Source organism: Sporosarcina jeotgali (assembly GCF_033304595.1).
In the GTDB taxonomy this organism is placed as follows: domain Bacteria; phylum Bacillota; class Bacilli; order Bacillales_A; family Planococcaceae; genus Sporosarcina; species Sporosarcina jeotgali.
The window spans coordinates 683150-702929 of the sequence record NZ_CP116341.1 but is presented as its reverse complement, the minus strand read 5'-3'; the positions used below and the strand labels follow the sequence as shown (position 1 = coordinate 702929).

At 46.1% G+C, this 19780-nt stretch carries 12 protein-coding genes and 1 other annotated feature; of the genes, 2 read left to right on the top strand and 10 right to left on the bottom strand.

Annotation, left to right across the window (positions count from 1 at the left end; genetic code table 11):
- Positions 1-12: 12 nt before the first annotated feature.
- The 6 genes from leuB to ilvD form a co-directional block, all read right to left on the bottom strand.
- A complete protein-coding gene (gene leuB / locus PGH26_RS03185) occupies positions 13-1113 on the bottom strand; it encodes a 3-isopropylmalate dehydrogenase (protein ID WP_323692587.1) in 1101 nt (366 codons plus the stop codon).
- 21 nt (positions 1114-1134) lie between these two features.
- Positions 1135-2691 carry a 2-isopropylmalate synthase gene (locus PGH26_RS03180; RefSeq protein ID WP_323692586.1) on the bottom strand — a complete coding sequence of 519 codons (1557 nt, stop codon included), beginning with the start codon at positions 2689-2691 and terminating at the stop codon, positions 1135-1137.
- Positions 2678-3709, bottom strand: coding sequence for a ketol-acid reductoisomerase (gene ilvC, locus PGH26_RS03175; protein ID WP_323692585.1), 1032 nt, complete (start codon positions 3707-3709; stop codon positions 2678-2680). Before ilvC ends, PGH26_RS03180 begins: the two co-directional genes overlap by 14 nt.
- A gap of 225 nt (positions 3710-3934) precedes the next feature.
- Positions 3935-4450 (bottom strand): acetolactate synthase small subunit, encoded by a 516-nt coding sequence (gene ilvN / locus PGH26_RS03170; protein WP_323692584.1) that lies wholly within the window; start codon positions 4448-4450, stop codon positions 3935-3937.
- Complete coding sequence (gene ilvB, locus PGH26_RS03165; protein WP_323692583.1) at positions 4447-6195, bottom strand: acetolactate synthase large subunit; 1749 nt, start codon at positions 6193-6195, stop codon at positions 4447-4449. Before ilvB ends, ilvN begins: the two co-directional genes overlap by 4 nt.
- A 102-nt stretch (positions 6196-6297) precedes the next feature.
- Positions 6298-6532: a binding site (T-box leader), on the bottom strand.
- Positions 6533-6535: 3 nt separating this feature from the next.
- Positions 6536-8203, bottom strand: coding sequence for a dihydroxy-acid dehydratase (ilvD, locus tag PGH26_RS03160; RefSeq protein ID WP_323692582.1), 1668 nt, complete (start codon positions 8201-8203; stop codon positions 6536-6538).
- Between the two features lie 487 nt (positions 8204-8690).
- On the opposite strand from ilvD, the gene sda reads away from it, so the two are divergent.
- Complete coding sequence (gene sda, locus PGH26_RS03155) at positions 8691-8825, top strand: sporulation histidine kinase inhibitor Sda (RefSeq protein ID WP_323692581.1); 135 nt, start codon at positions 8691-8693, stop codon at positions 8823-8825.
- Positions 8826-9021: 196 nt separating this feature from the next.
- On the opposite strand, the gene PGH26_RS03150 is transcribed toward sda, so the two are convergent.
- Positions 9022-10707, bottom strand: coding sequence for a methyl-accepting chemotaxis protein (locus PGH26_RS03150; RefSeq protein WP_323692580.1), 1686 nt, complete (start codon positions 10705-10707; stop codon positions 9022-9024).
- 181 nt (positions 10708-10888) lie between these two features.
- Positions 10889-13264, bottom strand: coding sequence for a bifunctional 2',3'-cyclic-nucleotide 2'-phosphodiesterase/3'-nucleotidase (locus tag PGH26_RS03145; RefSeq protein WP_323692579.1), 2376 nt, complete (start codon positions 13262-13264; stop codon positions 10889-10891).
- 204 nt (positions 13265-13468) lie between these two features.
- Between PGH26_RS03145 and PGH26_RS03140 the strand changes: the two genes are divergently transcribed.
- The gene (locus PGH26_RS03140) at positions 13469-14518 is read left to right on the top strand and encodes an acyl-CoA dehydrogenase family protein (RefSeq protein ID WP_323692578.1); all 1050 of its coding nucleotides are present in this window, start codon (positions 13469-13471) and stop codon (positions 14516-14518) included.
- Positions 14519-15157: 639 nt separating this feature from the next.
- Here the strand turns inward: PGH26_RS03140 and PGH26_RS03135 are convergent.
- Both PGH26_RS03135 and PGH26_RS03130 read right to left on the bottom strand, forming a co-directional pair.
- Positions 15158-18748 carry a DUF8508 domain-containing protein gene (locus PGH26_RS03135; RefSeq protein WP_323692577.1) on the bottom strand — a complete coding sequence of 1197 codons (3591 nt, stop codon included), beginning with the start codon at positions 18746-18748 and terminating at the stop codon, positions 15158-15160.
- A 234-nt stretch (positions 18749-18982) separates the two neighbouring features.
- On the bottom strand, positions 18983-19534 hold the full coding sequence (locus PGH26_RS03130) for a DUF488 domain-containing protein (protein ID WP_323692576.1): 552 nt from the start codon (positions 19532-19534) through the stop codon (positions 18983-18985).
- Positions 19535-19780 lie beyond the last annotated feature (246 nt).

Below are 19780 nucleotides of genomic sequence, written 5' to 3'. Positions count from 1 at the left end.
GCGGTTGTTTAGTTATACGTATGAACACATGATACTGTTTGAAACGGACTGGATATCCACTTCTTCAGCAACGCGTGCCGCCCATTGCTCTGTCGATAACGGACGGACTCCTGATCCCGCAAGATCTGCGGTACAATGACCTTCTTCATAAATCGTCTGAACGGCTTGCTCGATTGCTGTTGCTTCTTCTTCCATTCCAAATGATTGACGCAGCATCATCGCAGCGGACAACATGGTCGCAGCTGGATTTGCAAGTCCCTTTCCCGCTACGTCCGGCGCAGAACCGTGGACCGGTTCGTATAAACCGAAACCGTCCGTCCGGACACTCGCTGAAGGCAATAGCCCAAGAGATCCTGTAATGACGGATGCTTCATCACTCAAAATATCGCCGAACATGTTCTCTGTCACAATGACATCGAATGCTGCTGGGTTTGTAATCAGTTTCATTGCAGCGGAATCGACGAGTTGATGTTCGACTTCAATGTCAGGATATCCAGCACGCACTTCTTCTACCACTTCGCGCCATAGACGGCTAGATTGAAGTACGTTCGCTTTATCAACTGACGTCACTTTTCCGCGCCGCATCCGTGCGAGGTCAAAGGCAGACCGGACAATCCGTTCAATTTCCACTCGCGTATAAACGAGAGTATCAACAGCAGCATCATGCGTTTTCCGGCTCGGTTCACCGAAATACAGACCGCCTGTCAGTTCGCGAACGATGACTAGATCGACATCTTTCACAAGATCTTCTTTCAAAGGAGAACGATGGAGAATGGCAGGTACAGCCTTCACGGGACGAATGTTTGCAAACAGTCCAAAGTGTTTACGGATGGCAAGCAAACCTTTTTCCGGACGGGTGTCAGCAGGGTTTTGATCCCACTTTGGACCTCCGACCGCGCCAAGTAACACAGCATCACTCTTTTCACAAAGTGCAATCGTTTCATCTGGAAGCGGTGTGCCATAGGCATCTACTGCAGCCCCGCCGATAGATCCATAGACAAATTCGAACGAATGATGAAATCTTCTAGCAATTACTTCAAGCACCTTCACTGCAGAACTGATTACTTCAGGACCAATCCCGTCTCCGGGTAATACTGCGATACGTTTTTCCATCGTCGTCTCCTCCTTATAGGATTAATTTACAGTTTCAACTGCAAGTTCTTTTTGAGTTTCCAATGACTGTCGCACCAGTTGGCGATTAATCGCATTCAAGTAGGCTTTCGCCGATGCTTCCAAGACGTCTTGCGCAATTCCTCTGCCTGTTAGCTGCTTTCCATTGAAGTTCAAATTCACAACCGCCTGACCGAGTGCATCCCGTCCTTTACCAATAGAAGAAACTTGGTAATCCAGAATGTGCACATCGCCTTTGACAAGCAGTTCCAAAGTATTGAAAATCGCTTCAACTGATCCGGCACCCGTCGTTGCAACGCTGACCGTTTCGCCTTCAGGAGTGGAGCTCGTAACCGTTGCAGTCGGCACATTGTTCGTTCCATACTGCACTTGAATACTTTCCAAGTCATAAATCGGAGTATCCGTATGCTCAAGCTGCTGTCTTGTGAAGAGGACGAATAGATCATCTTCCGTAATCTCTTTCTTTTTATCTGCCAACTCCTTGAATTCCGCAAACACTTCATTTAGCTGATCGTCACTTACCGTAAAGCCCATCGTTATCGCACGATCTTTAAATGCTGCGCGTCCTGAGTGTTTCCCGAGAGCTAGCGGCTCCTTGGCTGCACCAATAAGTGCAGGAGTAATAATCTCGTAGGTCTCTGGATTTTTCAACATGCCATCTTGATGAATCCCCGATTCGTGTGCGAATGCATTTTTGCCGACAACCGCTTTATTCGGCTGGATCATCACACCCGTCAATCGGCTGACCAATTCGCTCGTACGTTTAATTTCATTTAAATGAATGCCCGTTTCCAAGTTGTAGAAGTCTTTTCGAATATGAAGTGCCACGGCGATTTCTTCAAGCGCTGCGTTGCCCGCACGCTCACCAATCCCGTTGATCGTGCCTTCTACTTGATCGGCTCCATTCTCGATTGCAGCGATCGAATTTGCGACAGCCATTCCTAAGTCATCATGACAATGCGCAGAAAGTTTCACACGATCAATCCCGCGAACATTCTCTTTCAAGAAACGGAAGAGCGCTCCGTATTCTTGCGGTGACGCGTATCCGACGGTATCAGGAATGTTTACCGTTGTTGCACCGGCTGCGATGACTTCATTTAAAATCCGGACGAGAAATGCTGGGTCTGAACGGAATGCATCTTCAGCGGACCATTGCACAAGTGGGAATTTAGAGCGGGCATATTTGACCGCTTCCACCGCTATATCGACGACCTGATCCGGTGTCTTTTTCAATTTATATTCCATATGAATGGGTGAAGTTGCGAGGAACACGTGTAAGTGAGGCTGTTCTGCGCCTTTTAACGCATCCCACGAAGTATCGATATCACTCTTAACAGCACGGGCTAAGCCCGTCACTGTAGAGTTTCTTACGGTTGTTGCGATGCGTTGAACTGCTTCGAAGTCGCCGGGGGATGAAGCGGGAAAGCCCGCTTCAATCACCGATGCGCCAAGACGTTCCAGCTGGCGTGCGATTTCAAGCTTTTCCGCTGTATTTAAGTTAATGCCTGCTGACTGTTCGCCATCCCTCAGTGTCGTATCGAAAAAGTCAATTCGTCGCACCTGCAGTCACCTCTTCCTCTTTTTTCAATCCTTTTGCAACAAACGGCATCATTGCGCGCAGTTTTTCACCGACTTCTTCAAGCTGATGTCCGGCTTCTTCTTTTTCAATGCGGTTGAAGTTCGGACGGCCATCTTCGTTTTCCTGGATCCATTCTTTTGCAAACTTCCCGGACTGGATATCCTCCAAGATCGACTTCATACGAGCTTTCGTATCTGCATCGATGACGCGAGGTCCTGAAACGAAATCGCCCCATTCTGCTGTATCTGAAACTGAGTAACGCATGCCTGCCATGCCGCCTTCATACATTAAGTCAACGATGAGTTTCGTTTCATGGAGTGTTTCAAAATAAGCAAGTTCCGGCTGGTATCCAGCTTCTACAAGTGTTTCAAATCCTGCTTTGATAAGTGAAGTTAACCCTCCGCAAAGGACCGCTTGCTCCCCGAATAGATCGGTCACTGTCTCTTCTTCAAAGGATGTTTCAAGAACCCCGCCTCGTGCAGATCCAATCCCTTTTGAATAGGCAAGAGCTGTTTCGCGGGCCGTACCTGATGCATCTTGATACACTCCGAATAGTGCCGGTACGCCTGCGCCAGCTTCAAATGTCCGTCGTACGAGATGTCCTGGTCCTTTTGGTGCGACTAAGAATACATCAACATCAGCTGGCGGTTTGATCTGACCGAAGTGGATATTGAATCCGTGTGCAAATGCGAGTGCCTTGCCCGCTTTCAATGCTGGCGCGATTTCTTCTTCATATACTTGCTTTTGGCGCTCATCAGGAAGCAATACCATGATTACGTCTGCTTGCTCTGCAGCTTCAGCAACAGTCGCTACTTCAAGACCATCTTCTTTTGCCTTGTCGAATGACTTCCCTGGACGAATTCCTACGACCACATCGAATCCAGAGTCTTTCAAGTTTTGTGCGTGTGCGTGACCTTGTGAACCATATCCGATTACCGCGATTTTCTTGCCGTCCAATACGTTCTCGTTGATGTCCTGGTTATAATACATGTTTGTCATAATAAATTCCTCCTAGGGTTTGTGGGTTTTATTTTTTATTTCATTTTCCAAGAAATTAAGTTATCTACAACTAGCCCCGTTGATTGGAGCGAAAGGTGGCGACTCCGGAGGGATCAGCGAAGGTTGAAGACCCCGCAGGGAGCGAAGCGAGCGAGGAGGCTGAAATCGAGCCCCTCGGAAAGCGTCCACCTGCAGCGTAAATCAACACCGTCTGGATACCATGAGTTATTTCAAAATCGATAACAATGGAGATGGGGCTTTTTGGACTTCTCGGACGAATGCTGCCGTGCCTGTTCGTGTGAGCTCCTTGATGCCATATGGCTTCAGCAAGGCAATGAACGCGTCGATTTTTTCCGGATCACCTGTCACTTGATACGTCACGATGTTCTTTCCGGAATCCACGACAGTCGCCCGAAACGGCTCCACCAGGCTGTTCATCTCTCCCCTTGCGGATGGCGGAGACGTCACCTTTACCAGCGCCAGCTCACGCAGCACAATCGACTTGTCGGTAATATCATTCACCTTTATCACATCGATTTGCTTTTGCAGCTGTTTCACCAGCTGCTCGATCTTCTGCTCATCCTCCACATGGACGATAAACGTCATTTTCGACATTCCCGACTGCTCCGTGTGACCAACCGTAATACTTTCAATGTTGAATTGCCGCTTCATGAGCAATCCAGTGACTCGGTTCAGCACGCCGCTTTGATTAATAACTGTTACTGTGATGACTCGTTTCATGGCGCACTCACTCCAATCATTTCTGAAATTCCTTTCCCCGGCGCAACCATCGGATAGACGTTTTCCATACGTTTCACACGACAGTCGATCAAAACAGGTTCATCTGACAACAACGCTTCTGTAAAAACGACTTCCGCTTCCGATGCATTTCTAATGCGGTAACCTTTCAAATCGTAGGCTTCTGCGAGCTTCACGAAATCGGGCTGGATTGGAATTAGAGATTGTGAATAACGTTCTTCGAAAAACGTCTGCTGCCACTGCCGCACCATTCCGAGTGCTTCGTTGTTCAAGATTACGACCTTCACTGGAATCCGGAGTTCTTGAAGCAGTGACAATTCTTGTGCGGTCATTTGGAAACCACCGTCACCGACTACTGCAATCACGCGAGCGTCCGGTTTTGCGAGTTGTGCCCCAATAGCTGCCGGGAACCCGAAGCCCATCGTCCCAAGACCGCCAGAAGTGACCCAGCGATCCGCATGATTCAATCCATAATACTGAGCAGTCCACATCTGGTGCTGTCCGACATCCGTCGTCACAATTGCATCTCCCTCTGTAATCTTGTGGATCAGCTCAAGCGCTTGTTGAGGAAGAAGATGCTCTGGATCTTCCACATACCAAAGCGGGAAGTTCTTTGTCAGACTTTCTAATTTCGTTAACCACACTTCGGTATCTGGCTTACACGCTGGATGCTTCAATAATGCAGTCAATGCCTCTTTCGCATCCGCTACAATCGGAATTGCAGTCGGTACGTTTTTTCCGATTTCAGCAGGGTCGATATCGATATGAACAACCGCAGCATTTCTTGCAAATCGTTTTAGGTTCCCGGTTAGCCGATCGTCAAACCTTGCACCGATATTGATGAGTACATCGCATTCGCTGATTGCCATGTTCGACGTATACGTTCCGTGCATGCCTGCCATTCCGAGGAACAGTTCGTGATCCCCTGCGATACTGCCTAACCCAAGCAGTGTATTGGCAACTGGAATCCGATTCACTTCAGCAAATTCTTTTAATTGTTCAGTCGCTTTTGCGTGCAGCACACCCGCACCTGCTAAAATCACTGGCTGTTTTGCTTGCTTAATGAGCGTGATGGTTTTTTGAATTTGCAGATAATTCGGATGAACAGTAGGCTGATATCCGGGTAAATTAAGTTCAATAGGAGCTTCCGGGACGTTTTCTGCAGAAGCTGTAGCGATGTCTTTAGGAATATCTACGACAACAGGTCCTGGTCTTCCGGTCGATGCAATATGAAACGCTTCTTTAATAATCCGCGGCAGATCTTCTACTCTGCTTACTTGGTAGTTATGCTTTGTGATCGGTTGCGTAATCCCAATAATATCCGCTTCCTGAAAAGCATCTGTTCCAATGACGCTGCTTGCGACTTGGCCTGTGAATACAACGAGGGGAATAGAATCCATCATGGCATCTGTAATACCTGTGACAAGGTTGGTTGCGCCTGGTCCAGATGTGGCAATCACGACACCGGGATTTCCTGAAACTCTGGCATACCCTTCAGCAGCATGGATCGCCCCTTGTTCATGTCGGGCTAAAATATGTTGAATTGGATTTTGATACAGTGCATCGTAAATTGGAAGTACTGCACCGCCTGGATAGCCAAAAATGATTTCGACTTGCTGTTCTTTCAAGGAACGGATCAAAACATCTGATCCATTAGCTGGATGCTTCGGAACAGCATCATCCTCCTTCACTGCAGGTGCCGTTTTCAACTTCAATTCCGTACTCATTTGCATCTCTCCTTGTCATCATCGCTCTTTATATGGCCCTACTCAGAATCCGGATTCACTCAAAAATAAAAAGCCTTTTCTCCCCGCGCAAAAAAATATTGCGCAAGGGATGAAAAAGCTTTCATGGTACCACCCTTGTTCACGGCAACGTTCACCGCCTCATGGACGCGATTGAATCGCATCCTTTATCATAACGGGCACAACTGCCCGAAACAGCTTACTTAGTTCAGCTGTTCACTCCGAGGCGATATCGCGTTGGCTGTATTACCGGTTTTCAGCACCACCGGCTCTCTGGGAATACAGGATCCAAACACTTTTACCTCATCATCGAGTTCGTCTATTAAATTTTCATAACGCCGCCCGTACTGGCGGATGTCACTAATTTGGAATAACGGGCAAGATACCCTTTTTTGATTTTCGGTTCAAATGGTTTCAATTGGCTTTTACGTTTTGTGAGTTCTGTTTCATCGACTTCCAATTCAATTGTCCGATTGGTTAAGTCAATGGCAATCACATCTCCATTTTCCACAAGGGCGATTGGACCGCCTTCAGCTGCTTCTGGTGAAATGTGTCCGATGGAAATGCCTCGGGACGCTCCTGAGAATCGGCCATCCGTAATTAAAGCTACTTTTGTTCCAAGTCCCCGGCCTGCAATCGCTGCAGTCGGTGCCAGCATTTCCGGCATTCCCGGTCCGCCTTTAGGGCCTTCGTAGCGAATGACTACGACGTGACCTGCTTGCACAGTACCATCGTCAATGCCTTCTTGGGCTGCTTCCTGGGATTCAAAGACAATAGCTTCACCTTTAAACTCTTTAATAGAAGGATCGACAGCACCGACTTTGATGACCCCGCCGTCAGGGGCAATATTTCCAAATAAAACGGAAAGACCTCCGACTGGACTATACGCATTTTCTTTATGACGTATTACTTGATCGTTCTTGATTGGCCGGTCTTTCACATTTTCATAGAGTGACTTTCCGGTGATTGTCATCCGATCTGGATGAACTGCACCTTCAATTTCACAAAGTTCTTTTATAATGGCGCTGACGCCGCCTGCCAGATGGACGTCGTGCATTGTATAATCCGACGCTGGACTGATTTTTGATAAATACGGAATCCGTTTTGCGACTTCATTAATATCACGGACATCGTACTCGATTTCAGCTTCGTGTGCAATTGCCAGTGTATGAAGAACTGTATTTGTGGATCCGCCCATTGCCATATCAAGTGCAAACGCATCGTCAATTGTCTCTTTCGTAATGATGTCTCTCGGCTTAATGTCTTCTTTTACCATTCTCACAAGATGCTGGGCTGCCTCTTTAATGAGCCGATGACGCTCGTCAGAAGTTGCGATGATTGTGCCATTATCCGGCACTGTGACACCTAGCATTTCCATTAGTGAGTTCATGGAATTCGCGGTAAACATCCCTGAACAGCTGCCGCATGTCGGACACGCGCTTTGCTCGATATCGAGCAGTTCTTCAGCTGTCATGGTCCCTTGTTTGTACGAGCCGACTCCTTCGAACACGGATACGAGAGATAACGGTTTTCCATCAGCTGAAGTCCCGCCTTCCATTGGACCGCCTGAGACGAATACGGAAGGCACATTCGTACGAACTGCCGCCATCAGCATCCCGGGTGTGATTTTGTCACAGTTCGGAATGTAGAACACACCGTCAAACCAATGTGCGTTAATGACTGTTTCTGCTGAATCGGCAATAAGTTCACGACTTGGCAATGAATAACGCATGCCGATATGCCCCATCGCAATTCCGTCATCTACACCAATCGTATTGAACTCGAATGGGATACCTCCTGCTTCGCGAATCGCTTCTTTCACGACTTCCGCAAATTTGTTTAAGTGCATATGACCGGGAATGATATCAATGTATGAGTTGCATACTCCAATGAATGGTTTCTCCATATCTCTCGATCGAACGCCAGTCGCATATAGCAGACTTCGATGCGGTGCACGATCGACACCTTTCTTTATCATGTCACTTCTCAATGAAACTCACTCCTCACAATGGCACCAACGGGTGAACGATAATTTCAGCAGCCAGGCAGTTGAAACAACCTTTCGCTGAAGTAGATTGTTGTAATCATATAGCGAAAGAAATAAAGAGTCAACCGTGTTTTTTAAATTATTTTTCAATTTGGAATATATAGTTTTAATGTATACGCTTACAATGTTGTCACAACGCAATATATTGCACATCGCAATTTTTTAATAAAGTTTTGATTAAGATCTTCAAAAGAAGTCAGAAAACTTTTCGACAAAATTCGCGCAGTCCACAAGTGTGTATAACCTTTTCCACGTTATCCCCTAGACTGCGATAGCTATGATGGGCTCTGTGAACAGCTTGTCCACATATTATCCACTAAGGAATGTGGATAACCGAACGATTGTTCTTTTTTTTGTTATCTGCTAAGTTAGAGTCAAGCCGCTTTCCTCGTTGCTGGGGAAAAGAATAACTCTGCAGAAAGAAGGTGTCGTGTTCGTGAACAGACTCCCCGATGATCTACTGATCCTATCTTATGTAAAAGCCATTGAACTAGAACTATGTTCGGAATTTATCAACTTGCTGAAGTATGAAGTGGATAAACGCAGTTTACTTTGTTTCCTCTAATTGGCTTTTCCCAATGACTCCTTTCACCATTATTGGAAAGCGGCGCTATCCCGATTGAACCCATCATTCCTATAGAGTGATGGGTTTATTGTTGCCAAGTATACGGATAGGAAAGGAACAGTCTCTTTCCCGTTTGTCTTAGCGAATAAAAAAAGCCCCAGCCGGCAAGTAACTGCCGATGGAGCCTCCTATATTCTTAAACTGTAAATTGTTGAACCATTTCCTGCAGTTCGACTGCTTTTTTGCTTAGATCCTGAGCGACTGCGTTGATCTCTTCGATGGTTGCCATCTGCTCTTCCATTGCAGCTGAGTTTTGTTCAGTCTGTTCTGAAGCGCTCATCGCATGGCCTGCAATTTCATTGACCGACGCGGACACTTCTTCTGCGCTGGCTGAAATTTCCTCTGTTGCTGCGGAAATTTCCTCGATTTGGCTGGTCATTTGCTGAACAGACTGGACAATGTCGTGGAATGACTGGCCGGCATCCTCAATGACTTGCACGCCTTGTTCCACGTTCGTCATGCTTTCAGACACGGAATGCTCAACGTTCCGGGTGTCCGCCTGGATAGCCACTGTCAGCTGGGCAATCTGGCTCGCGGAGGACTTGGACTCTTCTGCAAGTTTCCGGACTTCATCCGCCACTACAGCGAAGCCTTTCCCGTGCTCTCCGGCGCGCGCCGCTTCAATGGCGGCATTAAGTGCCAGCAAATTCGTTTGTTCGGTTATGCTTGTGATGACATTCGTAATGTTTTCGATCTCAATGGATTGGCGACTGAGCTTTTTGATCAATTCCGATGTTTCCTGAGACGACTCATAAATTACATTCATCTGTTCTTTTGCCGTCTGGATCGTTTTTTCGCTCTCATTTGCAACATTCATCGTCTGCTCCGCGCTTCCTTGAAGAACGGTTGTCGATTCAGCGATTCGCTGGACACCGGATGCGGTTTCATCCATTGCGACCGCGCTGTCCTTGGCAGAAATAGCCGAGGCAGATGAGCCTTGTGCTAAGTTTTCGATCGCTCTCGTGATTTCTTCGGATGAATCAGCCACTTCGTGGGTGCTGGCGGACAGTTCCTCTGCAGAAGCTGTCAGATGAAGTGCATTATCATTCACACCCGTGATCAGCTGGCGTAACTTATGTTTCATATTATTGAATGACAGCGCCAGGTCACGGATTTCATCTTTTGTTCGTACTTCTGCATCAGGTTCTGTCAAATCACCGCTGGCGATGACGGCGGCAGAGGCTGATAGAAGTTTAATAGGTCTGGAAATGATCCGGCTCATATAGGCAGCAATCGCTACTCCGATGATCAGACTCAAGGCTGCCGCGAGGATGAAAGCTAGAATCGCTTTATCCATAAGCTGTTCCGCCCGTTGCTGTCCTGATTTCATGTGTTTCAATTGGTACTCTACCATTCCATCGACAGCTTCCCGGATTTCTATGTTAGAAGGGCGCATCGTAGTTTTCAAAAGTTCAGCCGCCTCATCGCTTTTTCCCGACTTCCTTACTGCGATCACTTCAACAGATGCATCTTTATATACTTCGGAGGACTCTTTTACCTGTTCGAGGAAATCTTGCATTTCATCGGAATGGACAAGCGGGTCAAGTTCATTCAGCGCTTTCTCCTGATTTAGCGTATGCTTTTCAAAATTGGCGAGGTCTTCGTCTCTGCCCTGCATGATATACGACCGGATATAAAATCCTTGCAATGCACTTTCGACTTGAATATCTTTCGCGAGAACCGTCTGGGCTACCCGGCTCTCGAGTAAATCTGCGTATTCCGTTTTAACTTTCGATAACTCCAAATAATTCCACAGTGCAGAGAGCAGGACGATGAATAGAACAACTCCAAACCCTGCATACATTTTTTTGCCGATTGACATTATTCATCTCTCATTTCTTGAAATTTATATTACAGGGTCTATGTCGGCATAATTTCCTAGTTATTTAGATATAAAAGTAGTTCAAAAATATAAAATACTTTACCGGATATATCAACCGTAATCTTTCCATTTCAGAGAAACCAAAAAGAGACGCAGCGAGTGCGCCTCCCTTTACTATTTCTTATTTCAACTCATACTTCGCATAGCCGTCTTTAGTTGGTGCAACGTATTTAATGCGAGTATCATCGCCAAGATAATTCTTCCCTTTTTCAGAAGTCTCAAAGATCATCTTCGCGTTTTGTACAGGCTGTATGGACCAGTTGCCGTCCGCAGTTGGATCGATTGGATCGACTGCTTTCATGTAATCGACAATCGCTTCACGGTTCTCGTATTGATACGAAATCGTATCCAGCGCATCGCGAACTCCTGGGAACTCACCGCTTGCACGGTAGTTATTTGTCACAACGATGAACTTCTGTTTCGGATCGATTGGCTTGCCGTCAAACATCAAGTTTTTCACTCGGTTTGCATTGGCATTCACTACTTTTCCTTCGCCATCATACTTGTTTGGCTGCGTTACATCGTATTCGTATTCCACGCCGTCAATGACGTCGAACAAATACGATCTGTAGTTTTCGTTCAATACATTTTGTTCCCCGGACTTCGATGGATCGATTTGATTGAATTGACCGCCTGACATTTCAAGCCATTCTTTTACGTCGGCTCCTGTCATGACAAGTCCTGTAATTGTATTGTCGAATACATAAAGGTCTGCCATATTTTTAATAGCAATGTCGCCAGCAGGGATATCTGTATAGTAATCAGAACCATAACGGCCGCCTGCTTTAAACGGTGCGCCTACAGACAGTATTGGCAGGTCTGCATACTCTGTACCCGGAGTCTGACTTGCAACATAACGTTTCTGTGCTTCTGTAACAATTTGAATCGATGGGTCGTCTTTAACGAGTGCGAAGTAACTTGTGATCGGCGCATTCGTTTTTGAAACTGGTGTGCGGATATAGTCCAGCGTACCTTTGTGCGCCTTTTCTACAGCCTTCATTACGTCTTGATTAATTTCTTCTGAATCTTTATGAACTGCACGAAGTGAACCTTTTCCAGAGATGACTTTCCACTCGCCATCTTCCATTTTTAATTCATAATCGAGCAATCCGAGGTGACTGCCAAACTTACCTGGCATCACGACAGGAGTTCCGTTCAGCGTACCCGCCTCTTGATCTGCGTTTTTCGTATCTGCAAAGTCTCCAGGGAACAACGCGTGGTTGTGGCCTGTCAGAACTCCGTCAACGCCATCAATTTCAGAAATCTGCCATGTAATATCATCTTCGCCCTGCTCATGGATTTCATCACCGATTCCAGAGTGAGCAATTACGAATACAACATCAGCACCTTCTTTTTGAACTTGCGGCAAGAATTTCTTAACTGTATCTGAGCCATCTTCTACAGTCACTTTCCCTTCAAGAATTGCGCCATCCCAGCGAAGAATTCCTGGGGCTACAACTCCAATAACACCGACTTTCAATGTATGTTTTGCCCCTTTAGAGTCTGTTACTTCTTTATCCATTACAATGTAAGGATTGTAGCGGTTTTTACCTGTTTTCGCATCATATACGTTTGCGTTAATAACAGGGAAACCAGACTCATCGATGACTTGGTCCAGATACTCAAGACCATAGTTAAACTCGTGGTTACCTAAAGACATCACATCATAGTCAAGTGCTTGCATTGCTGCAAATGCGGGGTGGACTTCACCCTTTTTCAACGGATCTACACTCACTTTATATGTACCGAGCGGAGTTCCTTGGATTAAATCTCCATTGTCAAACATGAGCGTGTTTTCTGATTCAGCACGCGCTTCATCAACTAACACACCTACTTTAGTCAGTCCGTAGTCTTCAACTTTCGTATCCTGATAGTAGTCATAGTTTACAAGGTTCATATGCAGGTCAGTCGTTCCCATTACACGCAGTGAAACTGTCGCTTCGTCAGTGTCTGGTGTTTGACCTGGGTGTTCCTGACTAACTTTTACTAAACGATTAACAATTGCACGCATCTCATTTTTCATTACTGCTTGTTTCGGTTTTGCTGTGTGGTCTGAATACCCTTTTAAAAGACCAAGTCCAATGCTTTTCGCCATTTCTGGACGCAGCGAAGCACCGAAGTCACGCTTGTCTTTAAAACGGTCAAGGAGGGACATTGGGTAGGTTTTATCAGTCTTTGCAGCACGTGCTGAAATAACAAATGCCTGTTCACGAGTAAGTGAACCGTTTGTGTCAAACTTTGTAGCTGAGCGGCCATGAACCAAACCGGCTTTCACTGCAGCTTCCACATAGGGAGCTAACTGTTTGTCCACATCCGTAAATGTAAGCGTCGAACCATCGTTCGTAGGTAAATTAAGGGCTTGTACAACTTGTTGGACGAATTCTCCTCTAGTTGCCTCATCTGACTTAGCTGCGCTTGCTCCTTGAGGTATAATCAAACTACCAAGGGTGAGCAAAACGACAAGTAAACTGAAGCCGATTCTTTTAAACAATGACATTAACATCTCCCTTTCAGCGTTTAGTTATCTTACTACTCAAACATAACACAGTGGTCTGGCAGTTCCAACGTCTATTGGCAATAAAGTTGATTCTTTGCAAGCCTTTACATTGTTGTCATAAAGGGAATAGAAGGGAAAGGGAGTTTTAGACTGCTTCCCTCATTTGTTCTTTAATTTCTACTAATATGAGAAAGGATGATTACCATGTTATCTGAAGATCTTTCAAAAATTATTCGCAGTACTACGACAGAAATCGAGCAGACGGGTACTTTGCCCGATGACTTATTGCAAGTTGCTTATGAAGAAAAATTGTTTAAGCTGTTCTTGCCAAAAGAATTAGGAGGCCGTGCGCTTTCATTACCTGAAGCTGCCCAGGTATTCCAAGACACTTCTTATGAAGATGGATCTTTCGGATGGCTGACAACTATCGGATCGGGCGGGAATTTATTTCTCGAAAATATGACAGGGACCCAAGCAATAGAACTGTATACTCCACAGAATGCCGTCATTGCAGGCAGCGGATATGCAACTGGTGAAGCACACGCTGAACGGGACGGCTATCTCGTTTCTGGTGAATGGCGTTATTGCAGCGGGGCACCTTACGCCTCTATGTTTACAGCGAATACGATTATTTGGCGTGACGGACAGGAAACTGATGAAATGCGGGCGTGTATATTCATGCCCGATCAAGTCGAAATCGTTGAAGACTGGAATGCAATCGGCTTGAAAGGAACAGGAAGTCATACAATTCGAGTGAAAGACGCCTTTGTGCCGCACGACCGGACCTTTTCAGTAGTCGAAACACAGAACTCACTCGGTCTGCCTGTTCATTCTTTCCCATTCGTTCAGTTTTCCCAAGTCTCTTTTGCGGCAGTTTGCCTTGGACTCGGTGCACGGTTTTTAGAAGAGGCTCATACGCTGGCAGAACATGCAAAATCCCGCTGGAATGCGGAAAAAATCTCAAGTACTGTGCGTTTGCTCGAGGAACAGCAGAAGCGTTTCAACGAAGCCGAGCAGCTCTTCCATACTGCTGTATCACGCCGCTGGGACATGCATTTGAACGGCAAGTTGGACGATCACGAACTAGACCAGTTATCTGCTGTATGCATGGAAAGCTCAGATATCGCAACAGATTGCGCGGTTCAATTGTTCCGTCGACTCGGCATGCAAGCTGTGCTGGAAACGTCCTCTGTCAATCGGGCCTTCCGTGATTTGTGGACAGCCGGACAGCATGGTTTTTTAACTCCTTCTTAATTATGGTACAAGCAGCCTCTCTGATTGTTTTGAGAGGCTGTTTTTTTGTGCGTTGAATGGTGTCCTGTTAGCGAGAAACTATGCTATGTGTCGGAGAAATCGCGCCAGGTGTCGGACAAACTTCACGATGTGATCAGCAATCCCCCTAGGTGTCCGTCAATCAACCAGATCTGTCGGACAACTGGTGAGGCAGGTTCATAGCGGGATAGCCCGGCACTGAACAAGCGAAGCGCTACCAATTAATCCCTTCACGCTCTTAAATTGTGTCTTGTTATCGAGAAACTCCGCTATGTGTCGGAGAAATTGCGCCAGGTGTCGGACAAACACAAAGATGTGATCGACAATTCCCCCCATGTGCCCGACAATCAACCAGATCTGTCGGACAACTGGTGAGGCAGGTTCATAGCGGGATAGCCCGGCACTGAACAAGCGAAGCGCTACCAATTAATCCCTTCACGCTCTTAAATTGTGTCCAGTTATCGAGAAACTCCGCTATGTGTCAGAGAAATCGCGCTAAGTGTCGCACAAATCCCACGATGTGATTGATAATTCCCCCCATATGTCCGACACTTCCGCCTATCTGATCGACAATGCAAAAAGGACGACACCCGCAGGTATCGTCCTTTCCTCCAAAATTATTCAGCTTGCTAATCCAGACCATGGCCATTGAATACCTGGTTTAGATAACTTGCGGCCGAACCGGTCATAGAACTCAACATTTGCAGCACTTGCACCGTTGACATAACTAATCTTCAAGACGTTTTCGGCTCCGTAGATACGGAGCGGATTCGTTCCATCCACAACTACATTTCCTTGAACTGTCCACTTAGTATCGACCGTTAAGCCTTTTTCAGTCGGCTTCAAGATCAGTTTGTTATTGGCAAAACCCAGTCCGCTCAAGATTGCATACTGACCCGTCAATGTAATTCCATTCGTTACGCGTGAACGGTAATCCATCGTAATCGAGGATCCTTTCGCATCGACTGTCAAACTCGGCTTTTTGTAATTCAATAACAAGTAGTACTTGCTAACCGGAACTTTTTCCCACTCAAATGGATCTGGCTCGTTTTTCGTCTTCAATGCAAGTTGGACGAGAACTGGATCGTGGTCACTTGCGCGTCCCGCCATATCGGTATAGTCCGCATTCACATGCAGCATATCAATTTCTGCAGTATCTGCTAAATTATTCGATACGAGGACATGGTCAAGCACTTGCGAATTCCCTTGATATACATACGAATAGCGATCCGATTCTTCGACTTTATTGACAAGATTCGTCATCAGTTCACCTTCGTGAATCTTCAATGCATCCGTAAATTGGAAGTCATTGAAATCGCCAAGCGACACGACATTCGCATCGGGATTTTTCGTTTTGACATCATCAATGAAGTTATACACAAGCTGTGCAATCTTTTTACGCTGGATTTCACTCTTATACACAGGTGGCTGGATTGAACCGAATAATGGTGTGTCGCCGCCTTTAGAATTCCAGTGGTTTGCTATGACGATGACATCTTCCCCTTGGAACGTGAACTCTGCTGCCAGCGGCTTTCGGCTGCTAGTGAACGCTTCATTTGCAGGTTCGATTCGTCCAGGATTCACTGTCAAACCACCGTTTTCATAACCAACAGCTGTTACTGCATCTCCATGAGGTACACCTGTTTTCAATGAAACCCGCTCCGGATTGTACAGGAATCCAACACGTATATTGGCGTTTGGCTGCCCGCCGTCCTGGTTATTCACAGGGTCGATGTTGACATACTCGTACTTCACTCCGCCTGCTTCTACAATTGCTTGAATCAGCCGTTCGTAACTTTGATTGGCTTCAGGCCCGCCTGCATCTGGACCATTATTATCCTGAACTTCAGTAACGCCTACAATATCCGGGCTTTGCATGTCTACAGCAAATGCACGAGCCAGCTTCTTCGCTTTATCCACAGAAGTTGTTTTTGTATTATTCGAGAAGTTCTCCAAGTTGTACGAAGCTATTGTAAGCTTTTCGTTATCTTTCACAATCGTTGTCGTTTCAGGAACCGCTTTCCCTTTTACAAACTTCGATTTCATATCATCCAGACCCACGTAAATCTTGTAGTTTTGGTAGGAATACCCGACTACACCAACTGTCGGTCCTTTGAAAAGATCCCCAGTCGCCACTTCAAAATCACGAGCCGGTCCGTTTGGTTCCATACGGAATTGGACGAGATCAGCATTCGGAGTGTCTTTTTTCAACAAGATGCCGCCGTTTTTCGTTTCTGTCTTACGGGTCTCCAACACCGTTGCTAAATCTCCGTTTTGCTGGGGTGCGACAGCTTTCACGGTGCCCACTTCTACGAGCATCGCTTCACGGCTTTCCCAGAAATCGCCCGCATATTTTGCTGGATCGAATTCTTTTAATCCTACGCTTAGGACTTTATCTTTCGGAAGGTTGGACTCATCAATAACGAACGGTGCAGGAAGTTCAACATTGCTATCCATAACCGTTACAACGCCGCCGCGGTCTTCACGAACGTTGATTTGCGTCGTTTTCAAATCCGTTTCTTGACGGTCAGAGAATCCATCAATAGCATACTCACTTACTTGTCCCGTTACTGAAACCAAGTCACCTTTTTTCAAGTTCCATGCATCACGGCCGCTGTACAACACAACCGCTTCTGACGTATTCAAATCACCATCACGTTTGTTGTCAGGCGTCTGAATGTGATAATAGGTCGATCCCTGCAGTTCGTATTTATACGTAACAACCCCTTGAACTCCATCTACGACTTGTCCTGCAAATGGCGACTCATGTCCCGGCCCTTGAATATCGTGGATTTGCAAGGCATCCGTAATGGTATAATCGAATGTTTGGACAGCACTTACACGCCCGTCATCTGTTTTTGCAACAGCTTTTAACTGAACGTTATCGGTAATTTTCAACGGTGTGGCATACGTGGCACCATTCTCAATTGGATTTGTGCCATCCAATGTGTATAAAATTTCTGCATCCACGGTTCCAGATGTCAATGTCACGTTTACACTTTCAACGAATGTTCCGCTTCCTGGATTCGCAGCAACAGGCTGAACGACTGTTGAATCGGCGATTACGTCTGCAGATCCCCGTGGAATCACTTGGTAGACATCATCAAATTGCTGAACAATTCCTGTGATCGAGTCATAGGTCATACCTGCCTGCAATCCAAGGCTGTCGTTTTCATCTCTAACTATAAACTCAGTTCCATCTGTTGCGATGAAGTTTGCCCATCCTGGACCTGCCTCTTTATTGGATAGAGTCACATTATTCACCGTGATAAGCTGTGATTCAACCTCTTCACCGATTGCTGCTCCAGTTACTGTTTTCGATGACGGCTCAGTTCCTGCAACCTTCTCAACAACCGTCGCTTCGTCCAGCTGCAGCAAACCGCGATAGTCTGTAAGTTTCCCAGTCAGCGTCACTTCATCCCCGACAGATACAGCTAAACTCGTTGGACGAACTGCGATTCCTCCGGTTTCGTCTTGAATTGAAATTGTATTTTTAAGTTTTGCAGCGACAATCCCTTTCACTGTCGCTTTCTCTCCAGCTGGCAATGCACGTGCGTCCTTAATGGATACAGCATATGCAGGTACTTCAGGCTCCTCTGGATCTGTTGAACCATCCCCATTTAATTCATGAGCGCCTAAATTCGAAAACGTATCTTTCGGATAAACCGTCCACTCTTTCGTTCGATCAAAGGCATCATCCACGACCGCGTCACCTTTTGCCACGCCTGCATTTCGTACAAGTGTTACGTCAGTGCCCCAATTTTCCCGAGCCCCAACTTGTCCGAATGAATCAATCAAAGCGTTCCCTTTTTTCAACACGATGGCATCATCGCCGTTGAAGTTTGTGACGCTGCCGATTTCCATATCCGCTTTGGCCTTGAGATCGGCTGACGCTTGGTTATGCACGATAACATAGGTTTTCCCATCTTCAAGGGTACCTGACAATTCAAGTTTGTTCGTAGGTGCAGGCGCTCCATTTGCAAAGAGTTCAATTGAATAATTGCTCAAGTCCAGTGCAGCGCCTGTCCCGTTGTACAGTTCAATCGCCTTATTAAACCCAGTGCCTTCTACATACTCAGAAATCAGCAAATCCGATGCTTTTACTGCAGTCGCTTCTGCTGCATAAACCGGAATAGCCGGTGCAGCTAGTCCCGCCACAAGCGTTGTTGCCATTAATGAGTTCAACCATTTCTTCCCCGTTCGACCGTGCATTGCCTCACACTCCTCGTTGGAATGAATTCCTCCATAGACTCATCTAGCTGTCTTTTAGAAGAATCCTAGTATCGATTTCATCGTACCATTCCAATGGTCAGGCTACTATGCGACTTTATAGGAGTATTCATAGTTTTCAAGCACTTAATCTGAACCATTTTTAGAAATTTCAGTGTAGTTATTAAGACATAAAAAAACAGTCTCATTACAAGACTGCCGGTTTTGAATTCAGTTTTAATCTAATTTTGGATACACAACGGTTTCATCTTCCTCTACGATTGGCATGGCTCCCCACTTCCCAAGTTCATGAGATACCCATTCCCCAGAGCCATCACTCTTCGGAACAATGTGGATGACATCCCACCCACGGACTGCAAGCCAGTTGCTAATAATCAATCGATGACACCGTGCGGGATGCCGTTCAGAGCAGCAATACGCAGTACGGTTTTCAGAAGCAATTTCAGTTAACTTTTTCACGCCATCTTGATAGCAATGCGACAATGTATAATCTGCGTAGTTATGGAACGATTGGTTCTGCCAGCCTTCGTTTATTAATGGCGAGACAAGTTGAGAAGGCGGACGTCTTCCGCCAAGTTCCTCGATATGCATGTAGTCAATTCCAGCTTCAGGCAGCCATTCCGCCATTTTGTCTTTCGCAAACCAAGGGAACTTCCGGCTTCCTGGAAAAGCTCGCACATCAACAAGCACTTCAATTTCAGCTTCTTTCAACAGCTCGAGGAACTCATCTTTTGTATGGGAATAGTGACCGATTGTGCAGATGTTCATAGATTTCATCCTTTATAGTCGTTTACTACTCACATGCCCTTATCAGGATCCATTAAAACCTAATTACCCTTCTGTCAATAGTAAGTATTTGATCAGTTTACCGGCCACATCAACTAGTACATAAATACCTCATTCATTTGTCGTATATATTACCGATCCCACTGGCAAAACGTTTGCAGTCTCATTTTGGAATTCATCTGCATTTTGTGTTTGATGCAGAATCTCCCCAATCCGTTCTTTCTTGGT

Excerpts from the sequence above, each read along its gene's own strand:
- leuB (WP_323692587.1), bottom strand. The coding sequence starts at position 1,113 with ATGGAAAAACGTATCGCAGTATTACCCGGAGACGGGATTGGTCCTGAA.
- ilvC (WP_323692585.1), bottom strand. The coding sequence starts at position 3,709 with ATGACAAACATGTATTATAACCAGGACATCAACGAGAACGTATTGGAC.
- ilvN (WP_323692584.1), bottom strand. The coding sequence starts at position 4,450 with ATGAAACGAGTCATCACAGTAACAGTTATTAATCAAAGCGGCGTGCTG.
- ilvB (WP_323692583.1), bottom strand. The coding sequence starts at position 6,195 with ATGAGTACGGAATTGAAGTTGAAAACGGCACCTGCAGTGAAGGAGGAT.
- PGH26_RS03150 (WP_323692580.1), bottom strand. The coding sequence starts at position 10,707 with ATGTCAATCGGCAAAAAAATGTATGCAGGGTTTGGAGTTGTTCTATTC.
- PGH26_RS03145 (WP_323692579.1), bottom strand. The coding sequence starts at position 13,264 with ATGTCATTGTTTAAAAGAATCGGCTTCAGTTTACTTGTCGTTTTGCTC.
- PGH26_RS03140 (WP_323692578.1), top strand. The coding sequence starts at position 13,469 with ATGTTATCTGAAGATCTTTCAAAAATTATTCGCAGTACTACGACAGAA.
- PGH26_RS03135 (WP_323692577.1), bottom strand. The coding sequence starts at position 18,748 with ATGCACGGTCGAACGGGGAAGAAATGGTTGAACTCATTAATGGCAACA.
- PGH26_RS03130 (WP_323692576.1), bottom strand. The coding sequence starts at position 19,534 with ATGAACATCTGCACAATCGGTCACTATTCCCATACAAAAGATGAGTTC.